Source organism: Kushneria aurantia DSM 21353 (assembly GCF_000382245.1).
GTDB classification, from domain to species: Bacteria; Pseudomonadota; Gammaproteobacteria; order Pseudomonadales; family Halomonadaceae; genus Kushneria; species Kushneria aurantia.
Genome location: NZ_KB907873.1, coordinates 1 through 12699, shown reverse-complemented (window position 1 = coordinate 12699; position 12699 = coordinate 1). Strand labels below are relative to the sequence as shown.

11 protein-coding genes and 3 tRNA genes are annotated in these 12699 nt (G+C 62.3%); 7 read left to right on the top strand and 7 right to left on the bottom strand.

What is annotated here, in order from left to right:
• Positions 1 to 33 precede the first annotated feature (33 nt).
• From H146_RS0109800 to H146_RS0109785, 4 genes are all read right to left on the bottom strand, one after another.
• Positions 34 to 1320, bottom strand: coding sequence for an extracellular solute-binding protein (locus tag H146_RS0109800; protein WP_019951702.1), 1287 nt, complete (start codon positions 1318 to 1320; stop codon positions 34 to 36).
• 48 nt (positions 1321 to 1368) lie between these two features.
• Complete coding sequence (locus tag H146_RS0109795) at positions 1369 to 2445, bottom strand: ABC transporter ATP-binding protein (RefSeq protein WP_019951701.1); 1077 nt, start codon at positions 2443 to 2445, stop codon at positions 1369 to 1371.
• Between the two features lie 3 nt (positions 2446 to 2448).
• A complete protein-coding gene (gene arfA, locus H146_RS0109790; protein WP_026351891.1) occupies positions 2449 to 3957 on the bottom strand; it encodes an arabinosylfuranosidase ArfA in 1509 nt (502 codons plus the stop codon).
• A gap of 117 nt (positions 3958 to 4074) precedes the next feature.
• Entirely contained in the window at positions 4075 to 5013 is a 939-nt protein-coding gene (locus tag H146_RS0109785; RefSeq protein ID WP_019951699.1) for an ArsR/SmtB family transcription factor, read from the bottom strand.
• Between the two features lie 181 nt (positions 5014 to 5194).
• Between H146_RS0109785 and H146_RS0109780 the strand changes: the two genes are divergently transcribed.
• Positions 5195 to 6010 (top strand): DNA/RNA non-specific endonuclease, encoded by an 816-nt coding sequence (locus tag H146_RS0109780; RefSeq protein ID WP_019951698.1) that lies wholly within the window; start codon positions 5195 to 5197, stop codon positions 6008 to 6010.
• Between the two features lie 49 nt (positions 6011 to 6059).
• Here H146_RS0109780 and H146_RS0109775 read toward each other — a convergent pair.
• The 3 genes from H146_RS0109775 to H146_RS0109765 all read right to left on the bottom strand — a co-directional run bounded on the left by H146_RS0109775 (position 6060) and on the right by H146_RS0109765 (position 6481).
• Positions 6060 to 6146 (bottom strand) — tRNA-Leu (locus tag H146_RS0109775).
• A 51-nt stretch (positions 6147 to 6197) separates the two neighbouring features.
• A tRNA-Leu gene (locus H146_RS0109770) sits at positions 6198 to 6284 on the bottom strand.
• A 110-nt stretch (positions 6285 to 6394) separates the two neighbouring features.
• Positions 6395 to 6481: transfer RNA gene (locus H146_RS0109765), tRNA-Leu, on the bottom strand.
• Positions 6482 to 6704: 223 nt separating this feature from the next.
• On the opposite strand from H146_RS0109765, the gene rnr reads away from it, so the two are divergent.
• The 6 genes from rnr (at position 6705) to rplI (ending at position 12377) form a co-directional block, all read left to right on the top strand.
• Positions 6705 to 9320 (top strand): ribonuclease R, encoded by a 2616-nt coding sequence (gene rnr, locus H146_RS0109760; RefSeq protein WP_019951697.1) that lies wholly within the window; start codon positions 6705 to 6707, stop codon positions 9318 to 9320.
• On the top strand, positions 9320 to 10147 hold the full coding sequence (gene rlmB, locus H146_RS0109755; protein WP_019951696.1) for a 23S rRNA (guanosine(2251)-2'-O)-methyltransferase RlmB: 828 nt from the start codon (positions 9320 to 9322) through the stop codon (positions 10145 to 10147). Before rnr ends, rlmB begins: the two co-directional genes overlap by 1 nt.
• Positions 10148 to 10368: 221 nt before the next feature.
• Positions 10369 to 10794, top strand: a complete 426-nt coding sequence (gene rpsF / locus H146_RS0109750; RefSeq protein ID WP_019951695.1) for a 30S ribosomal protein S6 — start codon at positions 10369 to 10371, stop codon at positions 10792 to 10794.
• Positions 10795 to 10825: 31 nt separating this feature from the next.
• Entirely contained in the window at positions 10826 to 11053 is a 228-nt protein-coding gene (gene rpsR, locus H146_RS0109745; protein WP_019951694.1) for a 30S ribosomal protein S18, read from the top strand.
• A gap of 37 nt (positions 11054 to 11090) precedes the next feature.
• Complete coding sequence (locus H146_RS0109740; RefSeq protein ID WP_019951693.1) at positions 11091 to 11912, top strand: hypothetical protein; 822 nt, start codon at positions 11091 to 11093, stop codon at positions 11910 to 11912.
• An 18-nt stretch (positions 11913 to 11930) separates the two neighbouring features.
• The gene (gene rplI, locus H146_RS0109735; RefSeq protein ID WP_019951692.1) at positions 11931 to 12377 is read left to right on the top strand and encodes a 50S ribosomal protein L9; all 447 of its coding nucleotides are present in this window, start codon (positions 11931 to 11933) and stop codon (positions 12375 to 12377) included.
• Positions 12378 to 12699 lie beyond the last annotated feature (322 nt).

Below are 12699 nucleotides of genomic sequence, written 5' to 3'. Positions count from 1 at the left end.
GCACGCTCGCAGGAGCGTGCGGCAGATGTGGTATCAGCGCTGACGCGACTGCAACTCGGATTTGAACTGTGCGATGGCCTGCTCGGGCGATAGATAGCCATTGATGGCTGGCGCCAGGATATTGACGGCGGCGTCGTAGACCGGCGATGCCACGCCGGCGATCGGCGAGCGCGGGTCATACATGGCGGTGTCGACCAGTGCGCTGTAGGTCGCATTGGGTTCCATCTGCTGAAATTCGCTACTCTCGGCAACCGGCTTGTAGGCAGGGATATGACCGGCACCGGCCCATTCCAGTGAGTGCCGCTCCATCCAGCCGATGGCTGTCATGACCGCTTCGCGTTTTTGCGGCGACATCGGGTTGCGCGCGTTGGCGGGGATGGCAAAGGCGTGGCTGTCGGCCCAGCTGGCCGGCTGGTCGAGCAGCATGGGAACCTGCACCACTCCCCAGTCAAAGCCGAGTTTACCGCTCGCCGCGAGATCCTTGACGGTGGGCACCTCCCAGACGCCGTTGAGCATGAAGGCCGCCTCGCCGGAGGTGAACAGCGCCACCGAGGCTTCATAACTGGTCTGCTCCGGCTGCCAGCCCTCATCAAACCAGTGGGTCATGATTTCGATAGCCCGGGTTGCCTTTGCCGTGCTGTCGCCGGGCAGGATCTCTCCATCGGGTGAGATCAGGATGCCTCCCATCTGTTTGAGCAGCGTGAAAAAGATGCGAAAGACCGGGGCGTCTTCGGAGGTGCCATAGGAGAGCGGTACCCGCGACCCGTTGCGGGCCGCCGCCGCCATGGCGGATTCGAAATCCTCGAGACTGTCAATGCCGGTCAGTCTGCCGCTGGCATCGAGATAATCGGTTCCCTGCAGATAGCGCTTGTTGTAATAGAGCACCAGCGCGTGAATATCGAAGGGTACCGCGTAGAGCTGACCGTCGGGACCGCTGGCCGCCTCGATGGCATGCGGGAAGAAATCACTCCTGGATAGCCCTGCTACCTCGAGATCATGGTCGGTGATCGGGCTCAGGACGCCCTCTTCGAGGCCCAGCGGCAGCCGCGACAGGTGCCACGACATGATATCGGGTCCCTGGCCGATCGCTACCGAGGTGCGCACCTTGGTGTAGAAGGGGACGCCCCACTCAAGCGATGTCGCATCGATATTGATGTCCGCATGCTCGTCGTTGAACTGTGAGGTCAGTGCCTTCATACGCACGCCGTCGCCGCCGACGAAAAAGTCCCACCAACTGATGTGCTGCTGCGCGAATACAGTGCCGGGAAGAATCATGGAGGCCAGAGCGATAGCCATGATGCGCTTGCGTAGGAATATCATTGTCCTTCTCCTTTTCTCGTTTGGAGGCCCTGTGCTGCGGTCCTGTGCCTATCTCAGTCGCCGCCCCTGCGAATCGAACACCACCACGTTGGCCGGATCGATACCGACTGCGATCCCGGTACTGTCGGCAGGCGGTTGCGCGCCGCGATATTCGACCACCAGCTCGGTGCCATCAGGGGTACGGGTATGCAGGTAGGAGACACCGCCGAGCGCCTCCACCATCTCCATGCGAACGCGCAGCCCATCGGCATTGGGGTGCAGATGTTCGGGGCGCAGGCCCAGCGTGACCCTGTCGCCGGTAACGCGTTTCGACGCCAGCCGGGCGTGCAGCCGCTGCCCGTCGGCGCCGTCGACGGCGACTTCAATACCTGCGTCGTTCTGTGCAGTGACGTGGCCGTCGAGGAAATTCATTGCAGGAGAGCCGATGAAGCCGCCGATGAAGCGGTTATCGGGGTCGTTGTAGAGTTCCAGTGGCGCGCCCTGTTGCTGGACCATGCCGTTGCGCAGAACGAAGATCCTGTCTGCCAGCGTCATCGCCTCGACCTGGTCATGGGTCACATAGATCATGGTGGCGCCAATGCGGCGGTGCAGGCGTGCCAGTTCGAGGCGCATCTGAACGCGCAGCTCGGCGTCGAGGTTGGAGAGGGGTTCGTCGAACAGAAATACTTTCGGCTGGCGAACAATGGCGCGGCCGATCGCCACGCGCTGGCGTTGACCGCCGGAGAGCTGAGCCGGTTTCTTGTCGAGGTGCTCCTCGAGCTGCAGAATACGTGCCGCTTCCTGCACCATGTCGCGGGTTTGCGCTTTCGAAGCGCGCGCAAGTCGCAGACTGAAGGCCATGTTGTCAAACACGCTGAGATGGGGATAGAGCGCGTAGGATTGAAATACCATGGCGACTTCACGCTCGGCCGGTTCGATGCGAGTTACGTCACGATCGCCGATGCTGATTCGGCCGCTGGTGGTCTCTTCCAGTCCTGCGATCATGCGCAGCAGTGTTGATTTACCACACCCCGAAGGGCCGACGAAAACGCCCAGCTCGCCCTTGTCGACGGTCAGCGAAACGCCTCTGATGACCTCGGTGGTGTCGAAGGATTTCGAAACGTTGGCAAGCTCGATACCCGACATGATCTATACCCCCAGTCGTACGGTGTGCCAGGAGAGCGGTGCCAGCTCGCCCCTGAGACGGTTATCCTCGACACCGAGTCCGTTACCGGGCACGGGAACGATATGGTCGGGACGATCCGGCCCATTGCTCGCCTTCGGATCGTGGCCGCTCATGCTGTGGTGCATGTCCAGACGCGCGCCGTCAAAGCCGTGCAGATCGAGATCGAGGCTGGCCGGCTCGGTGAGATGGCGGTTGATGATGAAGAAGGTGAGTGCGCCTTCGGCGGGATTATGCACTGCGGCGATATCCAGATACTGGACGTCGGAAGCGTTCGGGGCGTTGTAGGTCGGTCCGTCAACTGCGACGCGCAGCGCCCGGCCGCGACCGTAGCGAGAAGCGAACTGAAAGGGCCAGTAGATGGTCTGTCGCCAGGCCGGGCCGCCGCGCTCGGCCCGAATCGGGGCGATCACATTGACCAACTGGGCGATACAGGCAATGCGGACGCGATCGCTGCGGCGGATGAATTCGTTGATCAGGCCGGCTACCAGCAGTGCGTCCTCGAAGTTATAGGTCTCCTCCAGCAGGGCCGGCGCCTCCGGCCAGTCCCACTGCGCAACGCGGCGGTCGTCCTCGTCGCGGTTGTGGTACCAGACGTTCCACTCGTCGAAGCAGATGTAGACATCCCGCGCGGAGCGCTTTTTCGCCTTGACGTAGTCGATGACGCCGGCAATCGTCTGGATGTAGCGCCCGGTCTCCTCGATAGTGGCGAAATAATCCAGAGTATCGCCGCTACGGTTGCCGAAATACTTGTGCAGCGAGATGTAGTCGACGTTGTCGTAGCACTGCTCCAGCACCTCCCGTTCCCAGTCGGGATAACTCGGCATGTGGTCGTGGGAGCTGCCACACACCACGAATTCGGCCGTCGGAGTCAGCCCGCGCAGGGCCTTGGCGGTCTCGTCGGCCAGCCGGCCGTACTCCTTCGCCTCCTTGTGGCCGATCTGCCAGGGGCCATCCATTTCGTTGCCAAGACACCAGAGATTGACATTCCAGGGGTTTTCGACGCCATGACTGCGGCGCAGATCGGACCACCAGGTGCCTCCGGGGTGATTGACGTATTCGACGAAATTGCGCGCCTCCTCGAGGCCACGCGAGCCCAGATTGACCGCCAGCATCATATCGATACCGGCGCTCTCGGCCCATGCGCCGAACTCGTTGATGCCAACCTGATTGGTCTCCCTGGTGCGCCAGGCAAGGTCAAGGCGCACCGGGCGCTGCTCGCTGGGGCCGACGCCATCCTCCCAGCGATAGGCGGAGACAAAATTGCCGCCGGGGTAGCGAATGGTGGGGATATGCAGATCGCGTACCAGCGACATCACGTCGCGACGAAAACCACGTTCGTCGGCCTCCGGGTGATCCGGTTCATGGATGCCGGAGTAGATTGCCCGACCCATGTGCTCTATGAAGGCGGAATAAAGGCGATCATCAATGACGGCAATGGTGAAGTCACGATGGACACTGGCACGAATCTGCATGAAAAGGGCCCCCGGCATTAGTATCAGAAAAAAGGGTTTTATCCGATTTTTTGATATTCAAAGCCGAGAGTGTAAAGGGGTCAACATCGTCAAAGGTCGAATGCCGTGTCGGTGACGCTATTCGACGATGTTCAGGCGTAGCACGATATCCTGGTCATGATTGCCGAAGCCGCGCCCGAAAATATTGATGCCGCCGGGGTGGCGGGCATTCGGGTTGACGCCGATGCGCAGCTTGATGGAGTGATGCTCGGCGAGCCGTAGCTGATCAATAGTGACATCCGAAAGTCTGATGCTATCGATGAAGGTGCCCTGATGATTGACGCTCCAGCGCTTGAGCAGACCGTACTGTGAGCCCTTGAGCTTCCACCATGAGGGGGTAAGGGCGCCGCGCCGGTCGCCGAAATCGCCCGGCGAGGTCCACAGGCCCAGCTCGATGCCGTTGACCGATACCGAAATATCCGATGGCCAGTCGGCATTGGTGCCCGGCACCTCCGAGCTCAGTTCCATGGAGAACTCCAGCGAACTGACCTCGGAACGGGTGAGACGGGCGTTATTGGGGAACTGGTACTCGACGTAGCCGCTGGTGAACCACACCAGGCCCGCTTTCATGCGCTCCGGATTGAAAAAGGTTTCAGGCACATCCAGCATGCCGACGATGTTGTCGGTGGTGCACAGCCCACAGGGCGCGGTGACATCATAGGTCGAGTAAAGCCCCACCGGCATGGCAACTTCGATACTGTTGCTGCCGGTCCTTGCACGGTTGCCGAAAGCAATGACCAGTTCGTCATGCAGGGCCCGGCAAAGTTTCTGTTTGCCCTTGCGTCCCTTGTTCGACCACGTCTCGATAAGTCCGGCCTCCTCGAGAATCGTCAGATGAGAGGAGACCGAGGATTGTGGTAGCGCGAGTGTTGCAGCGATCAGATTGACATTGGTAGGGCCGCGATCATGCAGCAGTTGCAGAATGTCGATTCTGGCGCGAGAGGCGAGCCCGCGGAGCATCGCAAAATCCCTGTAAGGGTCGAGAATCAGGAATTTGCCGCCGGTAGTCGAGGGCATCGGTACGGTCCGTTACATCAATATCATGTTTTCTGATATTAAAAATAATGGCGCCATGACACAAGCGCTCTGCAAAAGCAGAGATCGGGGTCGGTATTGCGGCGGGTGGTGGTTATAATCGCCTGATTCCGTTGGTCGTCACTTTCAGGTGGAGAAGCATAATGGCGCAGGGCGTCGAGGCATGATCGCGCGATTGAGGCGTACCGGTGTGGCCGGCATTCTGATCACAGCGGTGCTTTACGGTCTGTGGTACTGGCAGGAGCGCGATTTTCGCGCGCAGATGAGCTGGATGGGAACGCCGCAGGCGCAGCAGTGGTATGACTGGAAAACCCTGCACCGCACCCTGCGCAACGACGGTTTTCTAACCGGTTGGTCGGATCTGCGCGCCAACCCGCTGTGGACGCTTTATCGCCTCGATCCGATCGCCAATCCACGTGTTGGCGAGCGCCCCGATGCCTTTCACGATGACTGGCGCACGTTCTGGCCGGTCACCAGCGACGACTACAGTGGCAGCGGCTTCGATCGCGGCCATATGGCGCCCAACTACGCCATTGCCGCCGTGCACGGACGAAGCGCGCAGCGCGACAGCTTTCTGATCAGCAATGTGTCGCCGCAGCGTCCCAAGCTCAACCGCCGACTCTGGCGGCGCCTCGAAGAGGTGGTGATCGACGACTTCGCGCCGCGGCTGGGCACCCTGTGGGTAACCGCCGGGCCGATTTTCGACGCCGATATCCGCCGCCTGCCGTCGCTGATCGAGATTCCCGACGCCTTTTACAAGATTCTGGTGGCGCCGGGCTATGGCGGCGGACCCACGCGGATGCTGGCCTTTATCGTGCCGCAGAGTGTGCAGGGCAGCGAGCCGCTGTCGCGCTTTGTAGTGAGCGTCGATGAAGTGGAAAATCGTACCGGTCTGGATTTTTTTGCCGTGCTGCCGGATCGCATCGAAAGCGTGCTGGAATCCGGCGTCGACACAAGCGGCTGGAAACTGTCGCAGTAGCGCGTCATCAGTCGCGGGAATCGATGGCAGGCAAGGCATAAAAGAGAGATGGTGCCCGGGAGAGGACTTGAACCTCCACGACCGTAAGGTCACCAGCACCTGAAGCTGGCGCGTCTACCAATTCCGCCACCCGGGCCGGGTGTCATGCGCTGCCGGCATGATAAAGCAGAGGGGAGCATCGAACGCTTGGTGCCCGGAAGAGGACTTGAACCTCCACGACCGTAAGGTCACCAGCACCTGAAGCTGGCGCGTCTACCAATTCCGCCATCCGGGCGTTCGATCTGTACCTGTGCTGTCTACCTGAATGCGTCGTCCCTGCGACTGTCGTATTCACCACCCTGTTGATGTCACCGACTCTCGAAGAGAAGGATTTTTGACATCGGATGGTGCCCGGGAGAGGACTTGAACCTCCACGACCCTAAGGTCACCAGCACCTGAAGCTGGCGCGTCTACCAATTCCGCCACCCGGGCAGGTGGGCCGAAATAATACGCAAATTTTGTGCTGATGCAAGAGGTGGCCACAGATGGCGTTTAAATTGCGTTAATCTATAGCGACATCGGCCTTTTTGAACTGGAAGTTTGGGTCGGCCTGGTCGCGCCGCTATAATCGTTTCATGAAATATGCCAATTACTCGCGTACTGCTGCCTGCCGTCCCGCCGCGATCACAACACAACCGTTTCAGGGAAGTCATTTATGAGTCAATGGACGCCTGCCGACGATCCGCAAGCGGAACGTGAGGCCAGCCAGTACGATAATCCGGTGCCCAGTCGCGAATATCTACTGCAGATTCTCACCGAGCACGGCAAGCCGATCACCCACGAAAACGTCAGTCGCCAGTTGGGCATCGAGGACGAGGATCGTCTCGAAGCGGTACGGCGGCGGCTTTCCGCCATGGAGCGTGACGGTCAGATTCTGCGTCGCAAGGACGGCGCTTTTGAAATCATCGACCCCTCACTGCTGCTGGATGGCCGGGTCGTCGGTCACCGCGACGGCATCGGCTTTATGGTGCGTGACGACGGCGCCAAACCCGATCTCGTGATTCCGCCGCGCCAGATGCGTCGGCTGTTCGACGGCGACCGGGTGCGGGTACGGATCAGCGGCCGTGACCGCCGCGGCCGCGAGGAGGCCAGTGTCAACGAAATTCTCGAGCGCAACACGCAGACGCTGGTCGGCCACTACCGTAAGCGCGGTCCGGATATCGCCGTGGTCGTACCCGAAAACAGCCGCATCGCTCACGAGATTCTGATCAATCCGGGCGACGAAGCCGGTGCCGAGGATGGCCAGGTGGTGCAGGTGCGCATCACCACTGCGCCGGGCATCCGGCAGCAGGCGCTGGGTGAGGTGACCGAGGTGCTGGGTGAGCGCATGGACCCCGGCATGGAGATCGATATCGCCATTCGCGAGCACGAGATCCCGGCCGAGTTCCCCTATCAGGTGCTCGACCAGATTCGCGGCATGAGCGAAGAGGTGCTGGAAGAGGACAAGGCCCACCGGGTCGATCTGCGTGATCTGCCGCTGGTCACCATCGACGGCGAGGACGCCCGGGACTTCGACGACGCCGTCTGCGCGTGGAAAACGAAGTCCGGTAGCTGGAAGCTGCTGGTAGCGATTGCCGACGTCTCCCACTACGTCGAGGTCGACTCACCGCTGGATGAAGAGGCGCGGGGGCGCGGTAACTCGGTCTACTTTCCCGGCCAGGTGGTGCCGATGCTGCCGGAGCTGCTCTCCAATGGGCTGTGCTCGATCAACCCCGACGTCGACCGCCTCTGCATGGTGTGCGAGATGAACATCTCGCGCAGTGGTGACATCAGTCGCTACAAATTCTACGAAGGCGTGATGCGCTCCCATGCGCGGCTTACCTACACCAAAGTGGGGGCCATGCTTCAGGAGCCGGATAGTGAACAGGGGCAGGCGCTGCGCCGCGAATACAGCAGCGTGGTCAAGCCGCTGGAGTCGCTCTACGGACTCTATCAGACGCTGCGCAAGGCGCGCACCGTGCGCGGCGCGATCGACTTCGAGACCACCGAAACGCAGATCGTTTTCAACGAGGATCGCAAGATCGATCGTATCGTACCGCGTTCGCGCAACGATGCTCACAAGCTGATCGAGGAGTGCATGCTGGCGGCCAACGTGGCCACCGCGCGCTTTCTCGAGAAGCACAAGCTGCCGGCGCTCTACCGCGTACACGCCGCGCCCTCCGACGAGAAGCTCGAAACCCTGCGCACCTTCCTGGGAGAGCTGGGGCTGACGCTGGGCGCCAGCGGTGACAAGGGCAAACCCTCGCCGCAGGATTTCCAGGCCCTGCGCGAGACGGTCAAGGATCGTCCCGATGCCGACATCATTCAGACGGTGATGCTGCGCAGCATGAATCAGGCGGTCTATTCGCCACACAACGAGGGGCACTTCGGGCTGGCCTACGCTGCCTACGCTCACTTCACCTCGCCGATTCGCCGCTATCCCGACCTGCTGGTGCACCGCGCCATTCGTTCGGTGATCCGCGGCTCGCAGGACAGCAAAAGCGTGGAGCGCGTCGAGGGAGCGCCGAAGGACGAAGCGCAGCGCTGGTGCCCCTACAGTTTCGAGCAGATGGTCGAACTGGGCGAACACTGCTCGCTGACCGAGCGGCGTGCCGATGAGGCGACCCGCGACGTCGAGGACTGGCTCAAGTGCGAGTTCATGTCCGACAAGGTGGGCGATATTTTCGACGGCACCATCGCCTCGGTGACCCAGTTCGGCATCTTTGTGCGCCTCAACGAGCACTTCGTCGAGGGGCTGGTGCATATCTCCAATCTGCCCTCGGACTACTACCAGTACGATGCCGAGCGCTTTCAGCTCAAGGGCGAGCGCGCCGGCATCGTCTATCGCATCGGCGACGGCGTGACCGTTCAGGTGGCACGGGTCGATCTCGACGACCGCAAGATCGACTTCTCGCTCACCGAGGCACAGCCGCGCTCGCGGCGCCGGGTACGTAAAAAGCCCGGCGGCGACGATACCGCGCCGGCCGACGAAGCGGGCCAAAAGCCGCCGCGCAAGCGACGCAAGAGCCGTCCCGGCAGGCGTGAGCGCCAGAACCGCCGGGATGAGGAGGGCGGCGAACACACTGCCGCTGGCAAGGCTGACGGTCAGTCGGAGTCCGGGGCCACCGACGCAGCGCAGAGCGACGACGCGCCGCGTCAGCCGCGCAAGCGTCTCTCTCGTGAAGAACACGCTGCTGAAGAGAGTGACGCGCCCGCCGGCGACAGGAAAAAGAAGAAAAGAAAGAGCAAAAAGCGCAAGTCCACCGACGCTGACAGGGGAGAGCAGGGCTGATGGCAGCGAAGGAGGGCGGCAAACGCCGCGCCGGTGGGCGCCAGGCTCAGGCCGGACCCGCCGCGCCGCGCGGGCTCGACCCGGTGCACGGCGTACATGCCGTCGAGACCCTGTTCGACAGCGGCCACTGGCCGAGTGAGCTGTGGCTGCAGGAAGGGCGCGCCCGGGAGCGACTCGAACACCTCATCGCTCGCGCCGTCGAGCAGGGCGTAAGGATCGAGCAGGTGGCGCGTGAACGCCTCGACGCCGTCGCCGAGGGGGCCCACCAGGGCGTCGTCGCCTTCTGCCCGCCGCTGGTGGCGGAAAACGAGGCGAGCCTGTTCTGGCATCTCGAGGCACAAAAGCAGGAAGCACCGCTATTGCTGGTGCTGGATGGCGTCACCGACGTGCACAACTTCGGCGCCTGCCTGCGCAGCGCCGCTGCTGCCGGCGCCGTCGGCGTGGTGGTCTCCCGTGACCGCTCTGCGCCGCTCAATGCCACGGTACGCAAGATCGCCTGCGGCGGCGCCGAAGGCCTGCCGGTCTATCAGGTCACCAATCTCGCCCGCACCCTGGCGCGACTGCGCGACGAGGCCGGCCTGACCGTCGTGGGTGCGGCAGGGGAAGCCCGGGTCAGTCTCTACGATGCCGAACTGAGTGGTCCGCTGGCGCTGGTGATGGGCGCCGAGGGCAAGGGGCTGCGCCCGCTGACCCGTGAACGCTGCGATGTACTGGTCAAGCTGCCAATGGCGGGACAGGTGTCGAGCCTCAATGTCTCGGTGGCGACCGGTATCTGTCTGTTCGAGGCAGTGCGGCAGCGGGCCGAGCGGCTTGCAAGTCGTCCGTAGCATCCTTACAATAGCGCGGTTTCGCGGCGGCAGTGTCCGTAACGCATTGAACTCGGCGCCGCCTATAGCGGCGCCGACATGCTTTTACCGCGCCGCGAATACCAGCCTGTAGTTCACACTGAAGTTTACAGTCTCAGCAGTAGCTACTCCTTGCTTCTCATGCGTCAGGCACCTTTCAGGGTCGCCGCCTGAGGGAAGCTGTCAAACCGAAAGGAGACATCATGCGTCATTATGAAGTCGTGGTTATGGTCCATCCGGACCAGAGCGAGCAGGTGCCCGCCATGATCGAGCGCTATACCAACCTCGTGACCGAAAACGGTGGCACCGTTCATCGTCTCGAGGACTGGGGGCGTCGCCATCTGGCCTATCCGATCAACAAGATCCACAAGGCACACTATGTGCTGATGAACGTCGAGTGCGAGAGCGAAACCCTCGCCGAGCTGGAGAACATCTTCCGCTTCAACGACGCCATCATCCGCAATCTGGTGGTGCGCTGCACCGAAGCGGTCACCGAAGCCTCGCCGATGATGAAGGCGGCCGAGGACAAGGGGCGCCGTCGCGAGCGTTCCGACGACGACCGGCCGCGTGAGCGCTCCGAGCGCAGTGAGCGCAGCGAAAACGCCGAGTCGACCGAAACCGCTTCCTGATTTGCTCTGACAGTCAACCGGAGAGACCCCAATGGCACGCTTTTTCCGTCGCCGCAAGTTCTGCCGCTTCACCGCCGAAGGCGTGAAGTACATCGATTACAAGGATCTCGACACGCTCAAGGCCTACGTGACCGAGACCGGCAAGATCGTTCCCAGCCGTATCACCGGCACCCGTGCGCGCTACCAGCGTCAGCTGTCTACCGCGATCAAGCGCGCGCGCTATCTGGCGCTGCTGCCCTACACCGACAGCCACCAGTAAGTCGTCAGACGCCATGCAGGCTTTTGCACGATGGCTGATGGAGAGTCCGCTGCGGGCGGTCGGCGTTGCCCTGGCAGGCGCTCTGATTCCCTGGCTGTTCTGGCTCTCGGCGACTGTCAGCGCCCTGGTCACGCTGCGTCGCGGCCTGCGGCCGGCAGCACCGGTGGTGATCGCCGCCGCACTGCCTGCCGGCTGGTGGTGGATGCAGGGGGACGCCATCCCGCTGGCCAGCATTTTGCTGGTGACCCTGATGGCCATCATCCTGCGTGAGCGCTTTCGCTGGGGTGAGACACTGCTGGCCGGCGCGCTGGTCGTTGCGGTGCTGATCCAGCTGGGCGTTTTTGCACCGCCCAACGCCGCGCAGCTGATCGCGCAGGTGCGCAGCCAGGCGCCCGAGATCGACAACCTGCTGAGTCAGTATGCGGGTCAGGGGGTCGATGTCGATATGCTGGCGCGTTTGATGATCGCGGCCGTAACCGCCCTGATGGTGATGGTGGCGGCGATTATCTGCCTTGCGCTGGCGCGCAGCTGGCAGGCGGCGCTCTACAATCCGGGCGGTTTCCGCGAGGAGTTTCACCGCTTTCGGCTATCGAAGCTGGAGCTCGCCGGCGCCATCCTGATGGCTCTGGTGGGCGTGGTGGGGGCGCTGCCCGGTGCCGCCCTGATGGCATGGGTGCCGCTGCTGGTGGCCGGTATCGCCCTTGTGCACGGTCTGATAGGTATCAAGTCCATGAGCGGGCTGTGGCTGGTCGGTTTTTATGCGCTTTTGCTGACCACCTGGCCCACGTTAGTGATAGTGCTGCTGCTGGCACTGAGCGACACCTTTGCGGATCTCCGCGGGCGTCTGGCCAGCAGATAACATCAAGAGGTTTACGAGATGGAAGTCATTCTGCTCGACAAGCTCGGTAAGCTGGGTAGCCTGGGTGACCAGGTCAAGGTCAAGCCGGGTTACGGTCGTAACTATCTGGTGCCCTACGGCCTTGCCGTACCGGCGACCAAAGCCAACGTCGAGGCGTTCGAGACCCGCCGCGCCGAGCTGGAAGCCGACGCCGCGGCGCGTCAGGCGGAAGCAGAGCGTCGTGCCGAAGAGCTCTCCGATATCGAGCTCTCGCTGGTTGCTCGCGCCGGTGACGAAGGCAAGCTGTTCGGCTCGATCGGTCCGCGCGATCTGGCCGAGGCGATCGCCCAGGCCGGCATCGACGTGGCCCGCAGCGAAGTACGCATGGCCGATGGCCCGATCCGCCAGACCGGCGAGTACGACATCGAACTGCGCCTGCACGCCGAAGTGCACACCAGCGTGCGCGTGGTCGTGGTGGCCGAGTAACCGCCTGTCCGGGGTTCAATCGGTCATCGAGAGGGGCACTCCGGGTGCCCCTTTTTCATGGTGCGCCAGGCATGGCGCGCAGCGCCGACTAGGCGCTATCCGGTCCGCCGTGGTGGTTGGCTGGATGACTTGGGGGTGAAAGTCCCCTACGGACCCTGGTAGCGGGAACCGTTAGCCGAACAGCAAGGGTGTCCGTCGCGAGGCGGAATCTGAAGGAAGCTGCAGGCAAACTCCTGGCCCGACGAACAGGAACCGCATATGAGGCAGCCACATCCGGGCGAGAGGGCCAAGAAACTCGAAGCCCAATAGCTATCCGGAAGAT